This is a genomic window from Arthrobacter sp. ISL-65 (assembly GCF_018613795.1).
Lineage (GTDB): Bacteria > Actinomycetota > Actinomycetes > Actinomycetales > Micrococcaceae > Arthrobacter.
Genome location: NZ_JAGGPN010000046.1, coordinates 18,178 through 38,694 on the forward strand (window position 1 = coordinate 18,178; position 20,517 = coordinate 38,694).

A 20,517-nucleotide genomic window follows, 5' to 3' on the forward strand; every position below is an offset into this window, starting at 1 on the left:
GGTTGGTGGTGCTTCAGTCAGCGGGTGAAGGCGCTTTCGCCGGTGAGGGCGCGGCCGATGATGAGGGCGTTGATGTCGTGGGTGCCTTCGTAGGAGTAGACGGCTTCGGCGTCGGCGTGGAAGCGCGCGACGTCGGCGGCGAGGATGATGCCGTTGCCGCCCACCACTTCGCGGGCCAGCGCGACGGTGTCGCGCATGAACAGGCTGGTCTGCATCTTGGCCAGCGCCGAGTCCTGGTCCCGGTAGATGCCCTTCGCCTGCTGTTCGGTCAGCCGGACAACTAACGACAGCGATGCGGTGATGTTGCCGAGCATCCGGGCGAGCTTTTCCTGGACCAGCTGGAAGGAGCCGAGCTGGCGGCCGAACTGGGTGCGTTCGGTGACGTACCGGAGGGCCGCCTCGAATGCCCCGGCCTGGATGCCGGTGGCGATCCACGCCACGTCCGAGCGCATGGCCCGCAGCATCGCGGCGACGTCGCGGAACGAGTTCACGTTGTGCAGCCGCATCGTCTCCGGAACCCGCACGCCGTCGAGCGTGAGGTGGGCGTTCTGCATCATCCGCAGCGAGGTCTTGCCGTGGATTTTCTCCAGCGTGACGCCGTCGGCCTTCCGGTCGACCAGGAATGCCTTGACCTGCCCGTCAGTCACATCGCGGGCGAACACGGCGAGCACGTCCGCCGTGGCCGCGCCGCCGATCCAGCGTTTGGCGCCGTCGATGATCCAGCTGCCGTCGCTTTGCCTGCGTGCGGTGGTGGCCAGGCCGCCGGCGATGTCCGAACCGGAGCCCGGCTCAGTCAGCGAGAACACGCCCTTGAGCGAGAAGTCGATGACGTTCGGCATCCACTCCGCCTGCTGCTCCGGTGAGGCGCCGACGCGGATGGCGGTGCGGAAGAGGCCGGCCTGGGCGGTGTACCAGGTGGCCAGCGAGGCATCGGTCCGTGCGAGTTCAAAGATCCGGAAGCCCTGGTAGATCCCGCGGGCGGGCGCCTCAGCCGTGAGCTCGGCGGGCTCCATCAGGTCCAGATCGATCAGCGGGCGCGCCAGCTGCTCCGGGAACTCGCCGCGCTCCCAGTAGTCGGCGAGCAGCGGCTTCGCTTCATGGTCCAGGAAACCCCGGAGCCGGCCGAGGACCCGCCGCTCGTCCTCGGTGAGGAGGGCTTCGGCGTCGTACCAGTCCGCCACAGAGTAGAGCCGGTCCTGGAGTGTTGTCCCGCCGTCCTGCGCCGCGCCCTCCTGTTTTGGGGCACCCACGGCGGGTTCCGCCGTCGTCGTTGTCATTCAGGCCCCAGACCGAGAAGCCGGACGGCGTTGTGCTTGAGGATTTTCGGCCGCACCTCGTCCTTCAGCGGCAGGTCGGCGAAGGCACCCAGCCATTTCTGGGGCGTGATCAGCGGGAAGTCGGTGCCGAAGAGGACTTTGTCCTGCAGGTAGGAGCCTGAGGCCTTCACCAGCGACTCCGGGAAGTACTTGGGCGACCAGCCGGAGAGGTCGATGAACACGTTGGCCTTGTGCGTGGCGATGGAGTTGGCCTCGTCCTGCCAGGGCACCGAGGGGTGGGCCATGATGATCTGCAGCCCGGGGAAGTCTGCGGCAACGGCGTCAAGCAGCAGCGGGTTGGAGTAGGCGAGCTTGATCCCGTACCCGCCGGGCAGGCCTGCGCCCATGCCGTTCTGTCCGGTGTGGAAAATGGCGGGCAGGCCGAGTTCCTGGAGCGTCTCCCAGAGGGGATAGAAGCGTTGGTTGGAGGGGTCGAAGCCCTGCAGGCTGGGGTGGAACTTGAATCCCCGGGCACCGAGTTCTACGGCCTGGTGCTTGGCGCCCGCGATGGCGTCCTCCCCGGTGCGGGGGTCCACGCTGCCGAAGGGGATCAGGACGTCGTTGTTCCGGACGGCGCCGGCGATGAGTTCCGGGATGCTGTTGGGCTCATGCTTGAGCTGGGTCCGCGCGTCGACAGTAAAGACGACGGCGGCCATGTTCAGTTCGCGGTACACCTCGGCGATGCGGTCAAGGGACGGGGTGCGGTCCTCAGCCTTGAAGTACTTCGCCGAGGCCTCGGTCAGTGCCTCTGGGAGGGAACCGTGGCCGCAGCTGTCCACCTCGAGGTGGACGTGCATGTCAATGGCGTCGATCCTGGCAGCGTCGATGCCCAGTTCGTAGCGGGTGGTGGCCATGTCAGCGCACCTGCGCCGGTTCGGGCTGGGCCGGTTCGGGTGTTGCGGGCCGGGCTTCAGGCTGCAGCTCTGCCGGCAGCGGGAGGAACTCCTCGCCGTAACCCTGCAGCGTGTCGGAGTTGAAGAGGGTCGTGGCGTTCTCGCGCAGTGCCTCGTAGCTCCAGCCGCCGTCGCGGTATTCGGTGGCGGATGCCGTCGGGTGCGTCCAGACCTGCAGGCGGTCCCCGCCGGCGCCGATAGCCTGGCCGGTGATGCTGGCTGCCTCGTCGGAGGCGAGGAAGGCAATCAGGCCGGCGACGTCGTCGGCCGTCCCGAAGCCGAGGTCGTGGCGGAAGAAGGACGGCATGGCCTCGCCGCGCTCGTCCGCCTCCACGGCCTTCTGGAAGTAGGGGACGGTCTTGGTCATGGCGGTGGCGGCCACCGGGATGACGGCGTTGGCGGTGACGCCGGCCTTCTTCATCTCCAGGGCCCAGGTGCGGACCATGCCGACGATGCCGGCCTTGGCTGCCGCATAGTTGGTCTGGCCGAAGTTGCCGCGCTGGCCGGTGGGGGAGCCGATGGTGATGATGCGTCCCTGAATGTTGTTTGCCTTGAAGTAGGCGAAGGCCTCGCGGACGCAGGTGAAGGTGCCGCGGAGGTGGACGTTGATGACGGCGTCAAAGTCCTCGTCGGTCATCTTCAGCAGGCTCTTGTCCCGCAGGATGCCGGCGTTGGTGACCAAAATGTCGAGGCGGCCGAAGGTGCTGACCGCTGCCTGGACCAGTTGCTGCGCAACTTCCGTGCTGCCGACGGGAGCGACGACGGCGGCGGCCTTACCGCCGTCGGCCTCGATGGTCCGGACTGCTTCCGCGGCGACGTCGGCGTCAACGTCATTGATGACGACGGCGGCCCCCTGGCGGGCGAGTTCGCGGGCGTAGGCCAGGCCCAGACCGCGGCCGCTTCCCGTGACGATTGCTACTTTGCCTGACAGGCTCATTGCTGCTCCTTTGCTAGCGGATCGTGCATCCTGCGCTCCGGCATGGGATGCTGTTCTGTATCCATGAAAATCTGGATAGTTGAAAAAGTCAATGATTATTTTTGATCACTATTGGAGGGTCATGACTGAGACCGGGACGGGGCAGCTCGCCCCAGCGGCGGACAAGCTGGTTCCTGCCTCCATCAGCAGCGATGCGGGCTTCCTCCTGGCCAAGCTCCACGCCGCCGGATCGGTGGTTAACAACCGGGCGCTGGAGGCGTTCGACCTCAAGGAGCGCTCGTACTCCGTGCTGGCCCTGGCCGCGAGCGGCCTTGAACCGAGCCAGCGCGAGATGGCTGATTTCCTCAGCCTGGACCCGAGCCAGATCGTCTCCCTGGTGGATGACCTGGAGAAGCGGGGCCTGGTGCTGAGGGCGCCCGGCAAGCAGGACCGGCGGGCCAAGATTGTCACGGCAACTGCTGACGGGCAGCGGCTGTTTAGCGCGGCCACCAAAGCGACCCGTCAGGCCGAGTCGGAGGCGCTGGACCGGCTGAACCGGGAGGAAGTGGCCGAGCTGAAACGCCTGCTCCGCAAGGCCCTGTGGCCAGGCCTGGACGGTTAGCGGAACAGGCGTTCACCGGCGCTTAGTGGGCTGGCGTCCAGGTCCGGTCGTTGATGAATTCGTCCGGGCGGAAGTCCACGTAGTTGGCGCCATCCAGTTTCAGCGACGTTGCGGCGTGCTGCAGGTTGGCGGTTGTGGCTACCGATCCCCAGCGCCCGGTCTCAAGCCGCTGATCCATGGCTTCGATGGCGGCAATGTTCTCCGCCACGGTGAAGTTGCAGTGCCCTGCGCGGTCGACGAAGGCCTGGCGGAACAGCGAGTTCTTGCCCGCCTGGCGAACAGTTTCTGCGTACTCTTCCTGGAATTCGACCGGGGCCAGGAGATCCACGGTGGTGTGCGTGGCCAGCAGCGGCACCTGAAGCTCGCCGGTGGGCGTGGAGGTCTTGAGCATCCACTGGAGGCCCCGGTTGCTGGGCTCAATGTCGGCATTGGCGGTGAGCGTGGAAAGGTCACCATTCAGGTTACGGCCGGCCTCGGAATACAGGTGCTCCACCAGTTGGCGCTGGGCTGACGACCCAAGGAGTTTTGCGTAATCGACGCCCGCGGTCCAGCCACTGTCGCCGCCCGCGGCATTGACAACCGTGTAGCGCCGCTCGATCACCGTGGGGAGCGTGTCGAGGACCAGCTTCGCCTGGGCCGCCGCCAGCGCCTCCGGGTTGTCCGCGTCAACCCCGTCGAGCTCGGTCGGGGTGTTCAGCAGCGCGGCCACCAGTGCGAGCCGGGCTCGGCCTTCCGCCGATGTGCCGGCCTGCTGCAAAGCTGCCTTCAGTGCGGCAATGGTCTCAGCAGACTCCGCCTGCGTGGTGAAGCCGGTGAGGCGGACGTCCTGCCCGGGAAGGAGCAGTTCCGCCGCCGAATAGGCCGCATCGAGCTGGTAGTTGTTCAAGGAAACGCCGCCGCCCACCAGGCCGCAGGTGCTGACGGCGCCGTCGATGCCGGAGCCCGGGATTTCGGCCATCATGCTCGTCACGAGGCCTCCCATGGACCGTCCCACGGCGATGACCCGGCTTGCCGCGCCGAAGCGGTCCTGGAAGGCCGTCAAGGTGTCGAGCTGGTCTTGGGCAGCGGTTCCGAGTGCCCAGCCGGTGGTGGCGTAGGACGAGGAAGCGACGGCGTAGCCGCCGGCCACAAGCGCGCTGGCCGTGGGGGCGAATCCGGCGTCCCAGGCGGGGTTGGCCGGTCCGGCACGGAAGCCGTGGGCGAAGAGGACCAGCTTTCCGTTCCAAGCAGCAGGCACCTCGGCGCGCCATGCGGCCCCGGCGAGGGTGCCGGTGGCAACCGTCGGCGATGCGGTTGATGCCGCCGGCGCGGCTGCGGCCGGGGCTGGAGCGTCTGAGGCAGGCTGGGCGGCGAGGGCCGCGGGTGATGCGACGGCCGTGGCTAATATGGCTGCAAAGGCTGATGTTGAAGCAATCGTGCGGCAGCTTCGGCGCAGTATACGGGTCATTCGGGTAACCTCAGTCAGTCGAAGAAACTTGAAGCGGACAACTAATGTTTATTTAAACGATTGAACTTGTCAACGGTTCGGCTTCGACTGGCTGCTCTCGTGATTCGCGGCCTGACGACTTGCTGCACCTGGTCCGCCCAAATCGGTTCGTCATACTTCAGAGGCATGCCAATCCTGTGGGGTGGTCCGGACGGCGATTATTGCTGCGTGCGGCCGATTTTCCGATTCAGTGCGGGCGTGGACTTCTTGAACTTCAAAACCTGCGGTGACCAGGTGCTGACTCATGGCGTCCACGGACCAGTAGTACGCGGTCGTGACCGCGTGCGGGAACGGTTCGCCGGCGGACCCCTCGAAGAATCCGAGAAGAACGCTGCCTCCTGGGCTGATGCAGCGGGCAAACTCGCTGAGCACCACTGGCAATTCGGTCGGCTCGAAATGGATCAACGAATACCAAGCGAGGATGCCGGCCAGATGTCCGTCCGGAACTCCCAACGCTCGGAGCGTCGCCACGCGAAACCGTGGTGCCGCAAATCGCCGTCGCGCCTGTTCAATAAAGAGGGGAACCAGATCGATTCCCTCAACCTCAATGCCGTGGTTCGCGAGAAATGCCGTCCAGTGCCCTGGACCGCAGCCTGCATCGATGGCCGGACCGCGCAGTGATTGTGCCCAGTGCGACATAAGCCGCTGATCCGACCCGTGGGCCTTGTCGGCAGATCCAAACAGCGCCGTGTACTCCGCCGCCCGAGCGGCATAGGCGTCCTGAACCGGTATGTCCGTCATCGTGCGAGCCTACCGACCCCGGTCAAGACTGTCAGTCGCGCGCGCGTCCTCGGCCTGTGGCCAAAACGTCGCCACACCCAGGATCAAGGAGGTGTGGCGAGCCGCGCTAACCTCCAGGGAGTGGCGGGTGCTTAAAAGGCGGCTGAAATGACCACTGCAAGAACTGCAAGAACTCCGACGGCGATCGCGGGCCTGTTCCATGTAGACGTGACTCCATCCTGACCGGGGGCGATTCCGCCGGAGCGGGCACGATCCCAGGCGCCCACGATGGCGTCGCGTCCGGTTTTCGCCTCAGGCTGGCTGATCCGCTCGCTCGGGAGGATGGTGTAGGGGCGGCTCTTCAAATCGCTGAGATGCTGGAAGCCGGCCCCAGACGCCGTCGGCGGCGTCGGAGCGCCCCAACTGACGTACTTCTTGCCCGCTGCCCGGATGACCGTGGTTAGCGAACCTCGATGTCTTCCATTGCCCCGAACGGTATCCGGTGATCGCGCAACCCGTTGATCACTTCGAACCCATAGCCGTCAACGTGCAGGCACGGCCGCCACAGGGCGACGTAGGCGAACCAGGACATAAGGATCAGCCAGGGCGCTGCGTCGGCTGCCGCTCTGGAGGCACCGGTGGCCAGCAGCCACGCGAGCGTGCCGCCAGCCAACAGCCACAGGACTGCGGCGAGCGGGCGAGCCGATGCAGTCCGGTGCGTTACAGTCGCGCGTTCCTCCGCCTTAGCAACGCTATGGCCGTCAAGCCTCATCGGTTCCCCCAGATTCCCAAACTGACGCTTGCACCGACCCTACCGCTGCCAGGGTCCATCTCGTAGCCTTTGTTGAATGACTGGGGAGAATGCCGGCCGGGTAAAAGTCAGCGGGGCGGAAATCTATTGGGAGACGTCGGGGAACCCCGCGGGGATTCCCGTGCTGTTCCTCCACGGCGGCCCCGGCGCTTCTCCCGGCCAGGGCTACCGGACTCGCCATGATGCTTCAAGATTTTGGACCGTCGGGTTGCATCAGCGCGGCTGTGGGAAGAGCGCGCCGACCATTCAGGACGACTTGAGCTCCTTGTCCGCAAACACAACCCAATCCTTGATCGAGGACATCGAAGCCGTGCGCAAGTATCTCGGTATAGGGAAGTGGATTGTCACAGGCGTGTCGTGGGGTAGCACGCTCGCTCTGGCATATGCCCTTGAGCACCGGGACCGTGTGCACGGGCTCGCCCTGATGGCGGTAACCACGACGAGCCGCGGCGAGGTCCAGTGGATCACCGAGGGCGTGGGGCGGATCTTCCCGGAAGCGTGGGCGGAGTTCTTGAGCGCTGCCAAATGCAGGCCTGGGGAACGGGTGGTGGATGCGTACGCCCGCCGGCTCGCCGGCGTGAATCGGGGCGACGCCGAGGCGGCAGCCCGCGCATGGGACCGATGGGAATCCACGCACATTTCGCTGGATCCGCTGTGGCAGCCGGGCGCGATGTTCGACGACGACCGCGAGCGCATGACCTTCGCTCTTCTCGTCACCCACTACTGGTCCCATGACGGCTTCCTCACTGGCGGGCAGTCCATCATGGCACGGGTCCACCAACTCAACGGAATTCCCGGCTACCTCATCCACGGCCGCAGAGACGTGAGTGGCCCCGTCATCACGCCCTGGAAGCTTCATCAGCGCTGGGAGGACAGCCGTCTCCTCGTCTTCGAGAACGAAGGGCATGGAGGCCCTGAATCAATGGCCGCGCTTGTCGAGGCCGTTGAAGAAATTGCAGCTGGTCTGCCCCGAACGGACTGAAAGCACACAACAGGAACGGACATTGTGATTTAGGCTTACTCCACATCTCGCGTCTGCCCGTCGCGAGTTGAATAAAGAGAGGCAGAGCCAATGCAGCCCGACCTTGGCCAGCGCGCCGCGAACGAGCACGCCGACGTAGCTCGGTCCCTTCTTTCCGCCGCCGAGCAAGCCCTATCAGGTGCCGATGTCGACGCCGAACTGCAGATCAGGCTGGCCCAGGCGCATGCCACCCTTGCCCTCGCCCTTGAAACGCGCGCCGCTGCCTATGACACCCGGACTGCCGCGTACGTCGCATATCTGGCGACGCTGAAATCGGATGGCCGTTCGGACAACAAGCAGCACGCCGCCGTCGTCGCGAAGCTTGTCCGCGACCGCCTCGGCTTCGAATCGGAGTAACCGGCCGCCCGCCCCCGACCGGCTGTCAGCTCCGACCGTAGTGCCACGGGAATAGAGAGCCCAATTCACTGCCCAGGAGACCAGCACGAGCGCGACGGCAGCCGGGACCTGGTGTCCGGGCGCAAAAAAGTAAATGGCGGCTGCCGGCCCCCAGACAAGAACCGAATCGGTTAGGAGTGCGAAAAGCAGCGAAGGCCAATTCACTGGTGAGGCCTCCGGATCGTCCATCCGGCGATTGTTCCATACGGGGGCCGGCAGCAGCGCTGCCCGGCGTCGCCGGGCCGTGTCAGTCGGTTAGTCGTCGATGCCCGTGCTGAGGCTCAGCTCGCGCCATTGGTCCAGCTCCGCGCGCTGCGCGTCGGCGACGGCGGCGAAGGCACCGAACGCGTCCTGGCCGAGGACCAGCAGTGACGGCGGGTTGGGGCTTTCGACGACGGCGATGATCGCCTCCGCGGCCTTGCCGGGGTCCCCGGGCTGCGTACCGTGGACGGTGTCGTGCTCCTTGCGGCGCTTGCCGGCCGTCTCCGCGTAGTCCGGAATCGCCGTCGCCGACTGCGTGAGCGATCGGCCGGCGAAGTCGGTACGGAACGCGCCGGGTTCAATAGCCGTGACACTGATGCCGAGCGGCTGGAGTTCCTTGTGCAGCGAACCCGACAGGCCCTCCAGCGCCGCCTTGGTGGCGGAGTAGTAGCCGGAACCGGCGGGCGAAATGCGCGCGCCGATGGAGGAGATGTTCAGGATCGCCCCGGCCTTGTTGGCACGCATGTCCGGGAGAACTGCTTTGATCATGTCGACGGCGCCGAAAAGGTTCGTGTCGAACAGCTGGCGGATGTCCGCGTCGTCCGCTTCTTCCACGGCGGCACGGTAGCCGTAACCGGCGTTGTTAACGAGGACGTCGACGCCGCCGAACCGGGCCTGCGCCTGCTGCACCGCCGAGCTGATCTGTTCCTTGTCAGTCACGTCGAGGGGGAGGGCAAGCGCGGTGTCGGGGAAATCGGCCGCGATGTCCTTCACCGCGTTGATGTTCCGTGCGGTGACCACGGCGTTGTGGCCGTGGGCGAGCACGGTTTGGGCGAGGGCCCGGCCGAGTCCGGTGGAGCAGCCCGTGATGAGCCATGTAGTCATTGGATTTTCCTTCTATTGGGCGGGTCGAAGTGTCACGCCTTCAGAAAACCGCACTTCAGGCAGCAGTGGGAGTGGCTGTCGATACAGGTAACGGCAGTGCCTCCCATGGCCAAGCACCGCCTTCTAGTGTCGAGGAAGTTGCGCCCATGGCCGGCGTGCTAGCGGAGACGGACATTCAGGACTGGCCCAGCACAGTCAGGAAGATTAGTACGCAGTTCAGGCCGACGATGAGCGTGGCGCTGGTCCAGCCCGCGATTTTCAACGGCATGGAATCAGTGTGGATGCCCATGACCTCGCGCTTCCCGGTGAGGCGGATCAGCGGAATCAGGGCGAACGGGATGCCGAAGCTGAGGAGCACCTGGCTCAGGACCAGGGCCAGTGTCGGTTCGATGCCGGCACCGAGGATCACCAGGGCCGGAATCAGCGTGATCACCCGCCGGGTGAGCAGAGGTATACGGACCTTCAACAGGCCGCCCATGATGGTGGCGCCGGCGTAGCAGCCCACGGAGGTGGACGCCAGACCCGAGGCAAGCAGGCCGATGGCGAACACGACGCCGATCGCCGGGCCCAGTGCCGACGTCACCGCCGCGTGCGCGCCGGCGATGGTGTCGGTCCCTTCCACGCCACGCAGGCTGGAGGCTGCCAGCAGCAGCATGGCGATATTAACGACGCCGGCCAGCAACAGGGCACCCGCAACGTCGAACCGGGTGGCCCGGATCAGGCGGGTCCTCACGGCAGGGTTCTCGGAGAAGCCGTGCCGGTCCCGGGCGAGGGCGGAATGCAGGTAGATGGCGTGCGGCATCACCGTGGCGCCGAGCATGCTCGCGGCGAGCAGGATGGTGTCCGTTCCTTCGAAGCGCGGCACCAGTCCGGTCAGTGCGCTGCCGGCATCCGGCGGATTGACGAACAGGCCGGACACGAACCCGACGGCTATCACGCCGAGCAGGATCAGAATGGCCACTTCAAAAGACTTCTGGCTCCGGTTCGACTGCAGCGACAGCAGCAGCATCGACGCGAGTCCGATGATGACCCCGCCGGCCAGCAGCGGAAGCCCGAACAGCAGGTTCAGTGCGACGGCCCCGCCGATCACCTCAGCCATGTCGGTGGCTCCGGCCACGATCTCCGCCTGCGCCCAGTATGCCCGCCGGCGGCGGGTCCCCAGGCGCTTGCCCAGAATCTCGGGCAGGCTCATGCCGGTGGCCAGGCCCAGCTTGGCGGACTGGTACTGCACCAGCACAGCCATGGCATTGGCCGCCACCAGCACCCAGACCAGCAGGTAGCCATAGCTCGCCCCGGCGGTCAGGTTCGCTGCCACGTTGCCCGGGTCGACATAGGCGATGGCCGCCACAAACGCCGGACCCAGCAAGAGCAGGCGCGACCAGACCCGGCCCGGTGCGGTGCGCTCTGAAAGGGTCGAAACAGCCATCATCCATCCTCGTCATTGGGGGTACCGATAAGACGAGGATACCGAAATTTAGGTATACCGAAAAGTAGCTATTAGGCCTACCGGTCTGGCCCTGTTGTGAGCAGCTGGTTCGGGGCCATAATGACGGTGTGGCTTCCTACCTGGGGTATCGGGGATTCGCGGCCGTTGCTTGGGCCGGCGCAATGGTGGTGATTGCCGCTGCCGGCTGCGCTCCCTCCTCTGCTGGGGAACCGCCCTGCTTTCCGCCGCCATATTCCGTGAGGCCTTCAGAAGCCAGCCCGGGGGAGCGGGTGACCGTCGCAGCAAAGGACGCCGACTGCGATCCCCGCTACGGTGCGAACGCCCGGATCCAGATCAGCGTTACCGATTCCTCGGGGGCGAAAGTCGTCAACACTACTTCCGCAATGAACGACGGCGGTGGCTTTTCGTACACTTTCGTCGTCCCCACTGGGACGGTTGCCGGCGGGGCCGCGGTGACGGCGCTGCCGTACAACGTTGACTGGTGCGACGACACCGGAAGAAACAACCGGGTGGCGGGCGCCCCCGTCGTTCAGCTGCAGCGGGCATCGTGTGTATTGCCGGTGAAGCCCCTGACCATCCGCCGGTAGCGTTCCGTCGCCGGAGTTCGTAGGAAGCCCACATCACACGCTGGGTAAATTATGGCTTTACGCGCGTTTGCCGGTCGATGCCCCTGCCGCTTTGCACTTCTCCCTGATGAAGGACTGCTCGTCCGCCGACAGCTGGTGTTCGCCGTGCTGGTCCTGGGCGAAGTGACCGCCTGAGACCTGATGAACCACGTTTGCCACGGTCCGCGGAAGAACCACGCAACCGGGATTCTCAACGAGCCACTTCCTTGTGGGCTCATCAAGCTCATTCCACCACTGAACAATCGGCCTTTGGCCCATGACGTGCTCCTCGGATTTGAGACCCTACGTTGATTGACAGCGGCCGCCGGATCTAGGCCTCACGGCGCCGCAGAACGTGCAGAAATCGCCAAAACACACATCGCTAGGTACTCATGCCCACCTGCCCCCGTCGTGGCGCTGGTCCGTCAACACCCCGCTGCTCCGTCAACACCCCGCTGCTCCGTTCCGGCCACTGCGCCGTCTCTGAGGTGTCGACAAAATTCACAAATCTCTAAATTGGTAGTCAGTAACGAGTGTGGTCCCGATGCCGGGAGCGGTCAAGAGGCACCGGTAACGTCGCGCAACCCGTCGGCGAGGGCCCCCTTTTAGTCGCCAGACTATATACGGGGGAAGTGGCAGTGCAGTACTTTTTACACGCCCGGATGGCCGCGCGGCGTCCGCCAGCCACATACACAGCGTCCTGCCACGAGGAGCCTCGGATGACACGAAGGACAACCAGCCCCCTCGCTGGTTTCGGCAGCGGAGACCTTGCGGCCGCCGGCGGCAAGGGCTCGGCACTGGGTGAACTGCTGCGGCATGGGTTTCCGGTGCCCCCGGGCTTCGTTGTCACTACTGACGCCTACCGTTTGCTCCTTGCCGAGACGGGCCTGGGAGCGGCCCTGGACAGCCTCGCTGATGAAAACACGGACGACGGCGGCGCTCTCCGCACGCTGTTCGCACACTTTGGCATGCCCTCCGCGTTGAGGGCGGAGATCGGCGAGGCGTACGCGGCCCTGGGCGGCGGCGCCGTGGCAGTCCGTTCCAGCGCCACCGCGGAAGACCTGCCCGGGGCGGCGTTCGCCGGCCAGCAGGACACCTTCCTGAACGTCGTCGGCGAAGAGGCGGTGGCCAAGGCCGTCACTGACTGCTGGGCGTCCCTCTGGACCGACCGGGCCATTGCCTACCGGCGGCGGCAGGGGATCGACCCCCGGGAGGTGGCGATCGCCGTCGTCGTTCAAGAGATGGTGCCGGCCGACGCAGCAGGCGTCATGTTCACGGCGAACCCCGTCACGGGTGAGCGCGGTGAGATCGTCGTGGACGCCAGCCCGGGTTTGGGGGAGGCGGTGGTTTCGGGGAGGGTGACGCCGGAGCGCTATCTGCTGGGCCGCACGGGGAAGATCCGCAGCTTCGTTCCCGGCGGCGGCGAGGTGGTGATCAGCCCCGATGCAGGCGGCGGGACGCGGGAGCAGCCCGGCAGCCGCAGCTCGGTTCCCTCCCTGGCCGGCGGCCAACTGGCGGAGTTGGCGGGCCTGGCCGGCAGGGCGCAAAAACACTTCGGCCGGCCGCAGGATATTGAATGGGCGCTGGCCGGCGGCCGGATTCATGTCCTGCAGTCGCGGCCCATGACGGCGCTGCCGCCCCAGCCGCTCCGGCTCAACGCGATCCAGCGGCGGGTGGGGCCGTTCTTCGTCGAAATGTTCCAGGAGCGGCCCTACCCGCTGGATGTGTCCGGCTGGATGACGGAGGGGATCCTGGCCATGCTGCATCGGATGGCCGGAAGCGTCGGAGTGCGGTTCCCCACGGTCGAGGAACTGCTGCCCGAGGAGGACGGCGTTGTGGTGCAGCTGGTACCCCCGGTTCCGCGCCTTACGGTCCGCGCCCTGGCTGCACCGCTGACCCTGGCCCGCCGCGCGAAGCAGTTCAGAATGGCCGACTGGAAGAGCGATTCCCGGTTCATCACCTTCCTGGAGCAGGTGGAGCGGCTGAACGGACGGGACCCGGAAGGATTGCGTTGGGCGGAGGTTGTCGGCCTTGCGCGGGAGTGCTTCGCCACGATGCGGGGTGTTACCGACCTGCGCAGCTCCTACCTGCCCGGCATCTTCCTGCCCATGCTTCGGCTGCGCCTGATGCTGGTGCTGCTGGGTCGTTTGAAGCTGGCGTCCGCCCTGATCGCGGGCGCGGAAACCAGGACGAGCCAGGCGAACCGTGCCCTGGAGCAGCTGGCCGCGATGGTCGGTGCGGATCCGGGGCTGGCCGGCGCCTTTGCGTCATCCGGCGCGCCCGCCTTGCTGCAGCTTGTGGAGCAGGACCCGGCGCACGCCGCCTTCCGCGAGGCGTTCGCCCGGTTCCTGCGCGAATACGGAAACCGTGAAACCGTCAGCGTGGTGCTGAGCAGTTCACCCACCTGGTCTGACGCCCCCGAGGTGGTGCTGGGGCTGGTCAAGGCGCTCCTGGGCCAGCGGCCCCGCACTGCCGACCAGACCGGCGCGGCGCTGACGGAGCTGAAGCGGCATCCGCTCCTTCACTTCGGGCCCGTCCGGCGGCAGGTGCTCGCCGCCGTCGACGCGGCCCGGGCAGGCATGGCGTTCCGCGAGGACAGCCACTTCTACGCCACCAAGGTCATCCCGCCCATGCGCCGCGCGTACTCTGAGCTGGGCCGGCGCCTCGTTGCCGCTAACGTGATTGACGACCCCAAGGACGTCTACCACCTGCGGTTCGAGGAACTGGAGGCATTAACGGACGACGGCGGCGCGCTGCCGCCTTCCGTCCGGCAGCGTTACCGGCCGCTGGTGCAGGCCAGAGCGGCCAAGCGACGTGAACTCGAGGGCATTCCGCTGCTGGACACGGCGCTGCTGTTCAAGAACCGCCGTCGCGCATCCGGCGTTCTTGTCTCCGGCACGCCGGCCAGCCGCGGCCGCGCCGAGGGGCCGGTGAGGATCATCAGGGGACCGGAGGAGTTTGGCCGGCTGCGCAGCGGCGACGTCCTCGTCTGCCCGTACACCAATCCTTCCTGGACGCCGCTGTTCCAGCGAGCAGCCGCCGTCGTGGTGGACATGGGAGGCCTTGGCTCCCACGCGGCGATTGTGGCGAGGGAGTACGGAATCCCGGCCGTCATGGGGACCGGCACAGGCACGGGCATCCTGGCCGAGGGGCAGCGCGTCGTTGTGGACGGTGGTGCGGGTACGGTCTTTCCGGCTGGCGCGGACGAATAAGGGCCGGTGGTGAGTGCCGGCGCTGTCATACTTTCGCTATGAGGGTGACGGGGTGGCTTTCGCCGGACGAATTCTGGGGTGAGTACGAGCGCATGGAGGAACTCGTTCGGGAGTCCTTCGGCGAGTTGCCCTGTTACGGACTCGACAAGTGGTCCGGGCCAATCGCAATAGGTGAGTGGGATCTTGGCAGCCGCCCACCCGCGGCGGTGGGCGTTGTTTTTGGCTCTGGAGACACGGGTCCCACGATCCAGGTCACCACCACCAGCCAGGATCCGCGGCTGAGCATTGCCCACCGTCGGCTGATTCTCGACGGGCCTCCGCTCAGCGGAGAGGACCTGTCACGCCGTTTGCGGGTGCTCACCTCGTCGCGGAGCGAGGCAGTGTCGGTACCGGTCGACGGGGCGGAGGAACCCTTCGACGTATGGCGGGGCACCGACCGTTGGTGGGCCGCTGGCCAGCATGATGGCAACGGCCTGATGCTGGAAGGGACGACGGGACTAGACGTAAGGGCACTGTCACTGCGTCGTGTTTCCGACATTGAGCCCTATTTGCAAGGCCGCCGCGCACAGATCCGCGCGGTCCGCGGAGAGCTGTAGCTGGCTGGGCTGTTCCTTGGGTGGCTGTGGAGCCGGCTCGGGACTAGGGCTCGCGTCTGAGTCTTCCTGAAGCTTGTCCTCATGAGTTGCCGTCAGCGACAAGGTCCAGAACGGATCGCAATGCTTGCCAAGGATCTTTAGGGCAGACTGGTGGCGTGAGCGGAATCCGGTGGGTGCTGCACGTCGATCTCGACCAGTTCATCGCGGCCGTCGAAGTGCTCCGGCGGCCGGAGCTGGCGGGCAAGCCGATCATTGTCGGCGGTCGGGGCGACCCCACCGAACGAGCTGTGGTGTCGACCGCGTCCTACGAAGCAAGGGCGTTCGGCGTGGGTTCCGGAATGCCCTTACGCATTGCGGCCCGGAAAGTGCCAGACGCTGTGATCCTGCCTGTCGACCAGGAGGCTTACCTCGCGGCGTCTGAAACGGTCATGGCTACCCTGCGCGCGCAGCCCCAAGCCACCGTGCAGGTGCTGGGTTGGGATGAAGCCTTTGTGGGCACTGAGACAGAGAATCCGGAAGCCTACGCCCGGCAGGTGCAGGCCGCTGTCCTGGAGCGAACCCAGCTGCATTGCAGCGTGGGCATCGGCGACACCCTGGTCCGTGCCAAGGTCGCCACCGGTTTCGGCAAGCCCGCCGGCGTCTTCCGTCTCACTTCCGGGAACTGGCTCGACGTCATGGGCAGTCGGCCCACCAAGGACCTGTGGGGCGTCGGAACCAAAGTGGCGGGCCGGCTGGCCAAACTCGGCATCAACACAGTCGCCGAGCTCGCCGCATCCGACCCTCAAGACCTGGTCCCGGAGTTCGGCCCCAAGATGGGTCCGTGGTACGCGGAGCTCGGACGAGGGGACGGCGCCAGCGTTGTAGACGACACCCCGTGGGTTGCCCGCGGGCATAGCCGGGAGACCACCTTCCAGCGCGACCTGACCGAGCCTGGCCAAGTGGACGACGCACTGAGGGAGCTGACAGCGCGTGTCCTTGAGGATGTTGTGGCCGAAGGACGGCCGGTGGTTGGGCTGACCCTCAAGGTTCGGTACGCGCCGTTCTTCACCAAGACCCACGCGAGAAAGATTCCCGGGACATTCGACCGGAACGAAATCCTCGCGCGGGTCCTGGACCTCGCAGCCGAAATCGAAGCGGCCCGTCCAATCCGGCTCCTGGGCCTGCGGGCCGAAATGGCAATGCCCGACGATGCCCGAAAAGGACATACGCCGACGCGCGGCGGTTGGTGACGGCGTCGCTCCCTTCCTTACCAGCGCTCATGAATTGCCTCGCCCCGGCTGGCCAACGGTTCGCCACCAGCACAAGATGCCGTGGGCTTAACGGCCCGCGGCATCTTCGGCGTCTTGGGAGAATGGAATCATGGAATTCAACCGGCTGCTGCAGATCCGGCGCATCTATGCGCAAAGTGCTGCACTGGAGCTGCCCAGGGGCCAGGAGATCGTCGAACGCTGGCCGGATGCCGACGTCGTGCTTGTCGACAACCACTGGAACATCCCGGAGGTGCACGGTGATGAAACGAACGTGCCTCGCTGGTCCCGGATCAAAACGGAGGCGCTGGTCCTAGGCGTAAAGAAAGCGCTGACCGTCAAGCCGAACGGCCGGTCCGCGGACTTCATTGCCCCCTCGACCGCGAACGGCTGCGCCATGGCATGCGCCTACTGCTACGTGCCCCGGCACAAGGGGTATAGCAACCCGGTCACTGTGTTCGCGAACATCGACCAGATTGCGGGGGCGCTTGAACGTCACGCCACACGCCAGGGCCTGAAGCTGGAACCCAACCAGTGCGACCCTGAACTCTGGGTCTACGACATCGGTGAAAACAGCGACTGCTCCGTCGACGCGCTGATCAGCGACAACGTGGAGGACCTCGTCACCCTCTTCCGCGACCTGCCCACTGCCAAGCTGTCCTTCGCCACCAAGTACGTGAACCCGGCAATGCTCGGCTGGGACCACGGCGGTCACACCAGGATCCGCTTTTCCCTCATGCCCGCGGACTTGGCAAAGTCGGTTGACGTTCGGACCTCGCCGGTTGCCGAACGCATGGCTGCAATCAACGACTTCGTGGATGCCGGCTACGAAGTGCACGTGAACTTCTCGCCTGTCATCATCACGGACACCTGGCTCAGCGATTGGGAGCAGTTGCTGCGACAACTCGATGCCACCCTGTCAGCCGCCGCGAAGGCCCAACTCGCAGCAGAAGTCATCTTCTTGACCCACAACGAGCGGCTCCACGAGGTCAACCTAGGGTGGCATCCGCAGGCCGAGAACGTGCTGTGGCGTCCGGACCTCCAGGAATCGAAGGTCTCGTCCAATGGCTTCACTAACGTCCGCTACCGTTCAGGAACCAAGGCGGGCTATGTGCGGCAACTGACCGCGCTTATAGAGAAGATCGCGCCTTACTGCCGCATCCGCTACGCGTTCTGAGTTTCGAGGTTGCTGACGGCGTCGCTACATCGTCGGGACCGCCGAGATCTTTGCGCGGCGCGGTGGCATCGGCGAGGATGAACTCGATCCCCCTTGCTGCGATGAAGGAGTCGACGCGATGACCAAGTATCTGATCTCGTTTCCGAGTGCCGCCATGGTCTTCCCTGACGAAGACCTGCAGGCCGTTTCGGATGCGTCGCATGCGGTCGTTCAGGAGGCGAAGGACGCCGGCGTCTGGGTGTTCGGTGGCGGCATCGATGAGAGCATCCCGCCCGTCATGGTCGACGGCGCTGGGACCGTGAGCGAGGGCACCTACCCGCAGACGACGCGGCTCGAAGGCGGCTACTCGGTGCTGGAGCTGCCCTCGTACGATGCGGCCTTGGAGTGGGCCGCGAAGATCGCGGTCGCATGCCGTTGCGCGCAGGAAGTGCGCGCTTTCCAATACGACCCCGCCAGCTAGGTCTCGGCTGGGTGATCGTCGTCGCTGTATTCGCGGGCGACATATTAAGCGCGCGGATTTGTCGCGCTCGACATCGGCCTCTGTCACCGATCGCGGTAAGAGCTTCCGGGCAAGGCCTTCAGGAAGGGCCAGCCGCGTCGCCCCACCAAGGCTCTGTTACTACGATGTCGACAGCATCGCCCAGGTTAATGCGCAATTGGCGCAGCGGGCCCACTCCCTCGGCGAGCCATTCAGCATTGCCGGGACCGTCGAGTGGAAGCCTGTCCTCTTCATATTGCGAGTTCCACAACCGGACCCGCGGCCGCTCCTCTTGTTCGCTACTCCGCGAAACGAGCATGCATCAGAACACCGATGCCGCCCTCAAATGTGGTCGTGTGGAACCGTGGGCAAATTCCAAAGATGGGTCTTACCCCATCCGACAATGGATCCTTCAGCAACGGCCACCACGATGTGTCGATGAGCGTCGATGACTGCGTCTCTAATTGTTGAGGGATTCGCGGCGGTTCGACCGGCTTTTTCTTTGATCGCAGTTATGCCGTTGAGCCGGCGCAGGCGGGTCACGAAGCCTGATGGAGTGACGTATTGACCACCCGCCGGGGAACCCACTACGGACGATTACGGCCTCTAGGCCACGAAGAGAAATGAGTGGGGGCGGTGGTGCGTCCTGTCTGGCCTTCTTCGCCGCTTCACCAGAAGTGCTCCCAAGGCTAAGGTGACGAAATGATAGCTCCCCGAAAAGGACAAGTCTCCAAGGCCAGTCCAATGGCGGGAAGGCAGACTTTTTCTCGGACGTCTAATGTCAGCACCAGATGTTCGCTGTCACCGTGGCCCCCTAGCCGCCAGCGCCCGAAGACCAAAGCCGCGCGAAGGGCCGCCTCGATGCTTGTTGCCGTGGTGGCCCTTTTTGGGCCTATGTCATGCAGCGCCGGAAATCCTCCGCCGGGAGGAAGCCAACGCCCGTCGGTTACTCCATCGGCAGCGCCGCCGGACAAAACAAGCCCATCCATCCATGCCATCACGCCACATTCGAACCGGCTCATAACAGACAGCTCGCCCGCTACGGGCGAGACAGTTCCATGGACTCTGGTGAGAATCGACAACGAGACAAGCCGCATCTACCTGTCAGCCGAACAGGTTGGCTGTGCTGTGCCGTCTGTGGTGCATCTCCGGGAAACGCCGACGGAGATCGTCATCACCGTCACTGGCGCGCCCTCCTCGGCACCGTTCGGTAGCCCGTGCACCGCGCAGAAAGTGAGCCTCGTCGGTTACGTTCAGCTCGTTGAGCCAGTCGACGACCGCCGAATTGTGGGAAACACCGCCTAGGACTCTGTGGCCGTGATGCGTCACCCCAAGTCTCTTTGGCGAACCCCCACCGCGAAGTTTTTCGAGAGGGCCCAGCCCATGAGCCGCCGCATTTAGCCAGTTGTCGTGCATTGCCTGACCTATTGGGAGCCGCAAGTGACGACGGCACGGCCTTGATGAACTTCGTCAGCGGGGACGGCTGGAAATCTTTCGCGGAGACAACGGCTGCAGCGATCTCATCCCGGCCAAACGGGTAGGCCCACCCTTTGGGTAGTTTGTCACGGTCATAGCGCCGACATGGTCCCTCAGCCCTGCATCCTGGGGTTACGTGCGCCGGCGCTGCCTGGTTTGAAGGCGCTGAGCGTACCCGGCAACCATGACCTTTACCGGACGGTCTCTCGACGCTCGGGACTGACAATACTGGCCGATTGGGCGATGCGGTTCGGGCGTCAGTCTTTCTTCAGTTCCTCGGCGAGCATAACGAGGATCCCGCTGGGACCGCGGAGGTACGTGAGCTTATAGAGGTCGGCGTAGGTCGCCACGCCGCGTAGCGGATAGCATCCGTGCTTTGCAGCTACCTCAAGGGCCTTATCGATGTCGTCTACCGAGAAGGCCACGCGGTGCATGCCAATGTCGTTGGGACGCGTCGGGTTCGACTCGATCGCTTCGGGATGGATGTATTCGAAGAGCTCAAGTCGACCATGACCGTCTGGGGTCTGGAGCATTGCAATGTTGGCATGGTTTCCATCAAGTCCAACGGCAGTATCGGTCCACTCCCCGCTGACCGTGTCACGGCCGATGACCGTAAGGCCGAGATCGGTGAAAAAGGCGATTGCTGCTTCGATGTCGCGAACAGCGATACCCACATTCTCAAGTTTGATGGCCATGCGTTGAAAGTACCAAGGCGGAGCGATTAGCTCCAGTGGCGAGGCGCCATTGTCTGTTCGTTGGCCGATCCCTCACCGGACGCTTGCAAGCCGGCTCTGTAGTGGTTGCGGCCCGCCTGCCGGTTGGGTGTCCTACAAGGTAGGTCCCGAGCCAACCGCAAAAGGCGACCTAACTCAGAGCGCCCAAAGGCGACTTGACGAGATTTCAGAGAGTAGTTATATTTTTTCCCGTAAGAAAAAGAGAACGGAAGTTCCCCCCGCTTAAAGTAGCTGTAGTTGCCTGTTTAGGGGGAAGCACCGTTGCAGTAACACCTGGT

Annotated in this window: 20 protein-coding genes; 10 read left to right on the forward strand and 10 right to left on the reverse strand. The window is 65.1% G+C overall.

The features are described from left to right. Positions 1-17 precede the first annotated feature (17 nt). The 3 genes from J7I85_RS19750 to J7I85_RS19760 are packed head-to-tail and all read right to left on the reverse strand — an operon-like array spanning position 18 to position 3,146. A complete protein-coding gene (locus J7I85_RS19750) occupies positions 18-1,277 on the reverse strand; it encodes an acyl-CoA dehydrogenase family protein (RefSeq protein WP_251024593.1) in 1,260 nt (419 codons plus the stop codon). After that, entirely contained in the window at positions 1,274-2,170 is an 897-nt protein-coding gene (locus J7I85_RS19755) for an amidohydrolase family protein (RefSeq protein ID WP_214856063.1), read from the reverse strand. Before J7I85_RS19755 ends, J7I85_RS19750 begins: the two co-directional genes overlap by 4 nt. A 1-nt stretch (position 2,171) precedes the next feature. Further along, positions 2,172-3,146, reverse strand: a complete 975-nt coding sequence (locus J7I85_RS19760; protein WP_214856066.1) for an SDR family NAD(P)-dependent oxidoreductase — start codon at positions 3,144-3,146, stop codon at positions 2,172-2,174. 121 nt (positions 3,147-3,267) lie between these two features. Between J7I85_RS19760 and J7I85_RS19765 the strand changes: the two genes are divergently transcribed. Beyond that, positions 3,268-3,747 carry a MarR family winged helix-turn-helix transcriptional regulator gene (locus tag J7I85_RS19765; protein ID WP_214856075.1) on the forward strand — a complete coding sequence of 160 codons (480 nt, stop codon included), beginning with the start codon at positions 3,268-3,270 and terminating at the stop codon, positions 3,745-3,747. A gap of 22 nt (positions 3,748-3,769) precedes the next feature. On the opposite strand, the gene J7I85_RS19770 is transcribed toward J7I85_RS19765, so the two are convergent. The 3 genes from J7I85_RS19770 to J7I85_RS19780 form a co-directional block, all read right to left on the reverse strand. Beyond that, the gene (locus J7I85_RS19770; protein WP_214856077.1) at positions 3,770-5,194 is read right to left on the reverse strand and encodes a S9 family peptidase; all 1,425 of its coding nucleotides are present in this window, start codon (positions 5,192-5,194) and stop codon (positions 3,770-3,772) included. 150 nt (positions 5,195-5,344) lie between these two features. Continuing rightward, positions 5,345-5,974 carry a class I SAM-dependent methyltransferase gene (locus tag J7I85_RS19775; protein WP_214856079.1) on the reverse strand — a complete coding sequence of 210 codons (630 nt, stop codon included), beginning with the start codon at positions 5,972-5,974 and terminating at the stop codon, positions 5,345-5,347. Between the two features lie 439 nt (positions 5,975-6,413). Further along, complete coding sequence (locus tag J7I85_RS19780) at positions 6,414-6,725, reverse strand: hypothetical protein (protein WP_214856081.1); 312 nt, start codon at positions 6,723-6,725, stop codon at positions 6,414-6,416. A 76-nt stretch (positions 6,726-6,801) separates the two neighbouring features. On the opposite strand from J7I85_RS19780, the gene J7I85_RS19785 reads away from it, so the two are divergent. Both J7I85_RS19785 and J7I85_RS19790 read left to right on the forward strand, forming a co-directional pair. Then, positions 6,802-7,746, forward strand: coding sequence for an alpha/beta fold hydrolase (locus J7I85_RS19785; RefSeq protein ID WP_214856089.1), 945 nt, complete (start codon positions 6,802-6,804; stop codon positions 7,744-7,746). A gap of 90 nt (positions 7,747-7,836) precedes the next feature. Further along, positions 7,837-8,142 carry a hypothetical protein gene (locus J7I85_RS19790; RefSeq protein WP_214856090.1) on the forward strand — a complete coding sequence of 102 codons (306 nt, stop codon included), beginning with the start codon at positions 7,837-7,839 and terminating at the stop codon, positions 8,140-8,142. 294 nt (positions 8,143-8,436) lie between these two features. On the opposite strand, the gene J7I85_RS19795 is transcribed toward J7I85_RS19790, so the two are convergent. Both J7I85_RS19795 and J7I85_RS19800 read right to left on the reverse strand, forming a co-directional pair. Beyond that, complete coding sequence (locus tag J7I85_RS19795) at positions 8,437-9,267, reverse strand: oxidoreductase (protein ID WP_214856098.1); 831 nt, start codon at positions 9,265-9,267, stop codon at positions 8,437-8,439. A 175-nt stretch (positions 9,268-9,442) separates the two neighbouring features. Beyond that, complete coding sequence (locus tag J7I85_RS19800; protein WP_214856106.1) at positions 9,443-10,693, reverse strand: Nramp family divalent metal transporter; 1,251 nt, start codon at positions 10,691-10,693, stop codon at positions 9,443-9,445. Between the two features lie 257 nt (positions 10,694-10,950). Between J7I85_RS19800 and J7I85_RS19805 the strand changes: the two genes are divergently transcribed. Beyond that, positions 10,951-11,301: a hypothetical protein gene (locus J7I85_RS19805; protein ID WP_251024594.1), complete on the forward strand. Its 351-nt coding sequence runs from the start codon at positions 10,951-10,953 to the stop codon at positions 11,299-11,301. Between the two features lie 57 nt (positions 11,302-11,358). Here the strand turns inward: J7I85_RS19805 and J7I85_RS25610 are convergent, their stop codons facing one another. Beyond that, positions 11,359-11,490, reverse strand: coding sequence for a hypothetical protein (locus tag J7I85_RS25610; protein ID WP_285289626.1), 132 nt, complete (start codon positions 11,488-11,490; stop codon positions 11,359-11,361). Between the two features lie 548 nt (positions 11,491-12,038). Here J7I85_RS25610 and J7I85_RS19815 point away from each other — a divergent pair. From J7I85_RS19815 to J7I85_RS19840, 6 genes are all read left to right on the forward strand, one after another. After that, positions 12,039-14,531, forward strand: coding sequence for a PEP/pyruvate-binding domain-containing protein (locus tag J7I85_RS19815; RefSeq protein WP_214856110.1), 2,493 nt, complete (start codon positions 12,039-12,041; stop codon positions 14,529-14,531). Between the two features lie 38 nt (positions 14,532-14,569). Beyond that, positions 14,570-15,127, forward strand: a complete 558-nt coding sequence (locus J7I85_RS19820) for a hypothetical protein (RefSeq protein ID WP_214856112.1) — start codon at positions 14,570-14,572, stop codon at positions 15,125-15,127. Between the two features lie 173 nt (positions 15,128-15,300). Continuing rightward, positions 15,301-16,356, forward strand: a complete 1,056-nt coding sequence (locus tag J7I85_RS19825; protein WP_214856141.1) for a DNA polymerase IV — start codon at positions 15,301-15,303, stop codon at positions 16,354-16,356. Between the two features lie 130 nt (positions 16,357-16,486). Then, positions 16,487-17,551: a spore photoproduct lyase family protein gene (locus tag J7I85_RS19830; RefSeq protein WP_214856114.1), complete on the forward strand. Its 1,065-nt coding sequence runs from the start codon at positions 16,487-16,489 to the stop codon at positions 17,549-17,551. Positions 17,552-17,669: 118 nt separating this feature from the next. Further along, complete coding sequence (locus J7I85_RS19835) at positions 17,670-18,011, forward strand: YciI family protein (protein WP_214856116.1); 342 nt, start codon at positions 17,670-17,672, stop codon at positions 18,009-18,011. Between the two features lie 1,086 nt (positions 18,012-19,097). Next, the gene (locus J7I85_RS19840; RefSeq protein WP_214856118.1) at positions 19,098-19,334 is read left to right on the forward strand and encodes a hypothetical protein; all 237 of its coding nucleotides are present in this window, start codon (positions 19,098-19,100) and stop codon (positions 19,332-19,334) included. 428 nt (positions 19,335-19,762) lie between these two features. Here the strand turns inward: J7I85_RS19840 and J7I85_RS19845 are convergent, their stop codons facing one another. Further along, entirely contained in the window at positions 19,763-20,200 is a 438-nt protein-coding gene (locus J7I85_RS19845) for a VOC family protein (RefSeq protein WP_214856120.1), read from the reverse strand. Between the last annotated feature and the right edge of the window lie 317 nt (positions 20,201-20,517).

What these genes read in the sequence shown, in the direction of transcription:
- J7I85_RS19835 (WP_214856116.1), top strand. Translation starts at nt 17,670, where the DNA reads ATGACCAAGTATCTGATCTCGTTTCCGAGTGCCGCCATGGTCTTCCCT.
- J7I85_RS19795 (WP_214856098.1), bottom strand. Translation starts at nt 9,267, where the DNA reads ATGACTACATGGCTCATCACGGGCTGCTCCACCGGACTCGGCCGGGCC.
- J7I85_RS19845 (WP_214856120.1), bottom strand. Translation starts at nt 20,200, where the DNA reads ATGGCCATCAAACTTGAGAATGTGGGTATCGCTGTTCGCGACATCGAA.
- J7I85_RS19830 (WP_214856114.1), top strand. Translation starts at nt 16,487, where the DNA reads ATGGAATTCAACCGGCTGCTGCAGATCCGGCGCATCTATGCGCAAAGT.
- J7I85_RS19820 (WP_214856112.1), top strand. Translation starts at nt 14,570, where the DNA reads ATGAGGGTGACGGGGTGGCTTTCGCCGGACGAATTCTGGGGTGAGTAC.
- J7I85_RS19800 (WP_214856106.1), bottom strand. Translation starts at nt 10,693, where the DNA reads ATGGCTGTTTCGACCCTTTCAGAGCGCACCGCACCGGGCCGGGTCTGG.
- J7I85_RS19775 (WP_214856079.1), bottom strand. Translation starts at nt 5,974, where the DNA reads ATGACGGACATACCGGTTCAGGACGCCTATGCCGCTCGGGCGGCGGAG.
- J7I85_RS19750 (WP_251024593.1), bottom strand. Translation starts at nt 1,277, where the DNA reads ATGACAACGACGACGGCGGAACCCGCCGTGGGTGCCCCAAAACAGGAG.
- J7I85_RS19785 (WP_214856089.1), top strand. Translation starts at nt 6,802, where the DNA reads ATGACTGGGGAGAATGCCGGCCGGGTAAAAGTCAGCGGGGCGGAAATC.
- J7I85_RS19790 (WP_214856090.1), top strand. Translation starts at nt 7,837, where the DNA reads ATGCAGCCCGACCTTGGCCAGCGCGCCGCGAACGAGCACGCCGACGTA.
- J7I85_RS19815 (WP_214856110.1), top strand. Translation starts at nt 12,039, where the DNA reads ATGACACGAAGGACAACCAGCCCCCTCGCTGGTTTCGGCAGCGGAGAC.
- J7I85_RS19770 (WP_214856077.1), bottom strand. Translation starts at nt 5,194, where the DNA reads ATGACCCGTATACTGCGCCGAAGCTGCCGCACGATTGCTTCAACATCA.
- J7I85_RS19765 (WP_214856075.1), top strand. Translation starts at nt 3,268, where the DNA reads ATGACTGAGACCGGGACGGGGCAGCTCGCCCCAGCGGCGGACAAGCTG.
- J7I85_RS19760 (WP_214856066.1), bottom strand. Translation starts at nt 3,146, where the DNA reads ATGAGCCTGTCAGGCAAAGTAGCAATCGTCACGGGAAGCGGCCGCGGT.
- J7I85_RS19755 (WP_214856063.1), bottom strand. Translation starts at nt 2,170, where the DNA reads ATGGCCACCACCCGCTACGAACTGGGCATCGACGCTGCCAGGATCGAC.
- J7I85_RS19780 (WP_214856081.1), bottom strand. Translation starts at nt 6,725, where the DNA reads ATGAGGCTTGACGGCCATAGCGTTGCTAAGGCGGAGGAACGCGCGACT.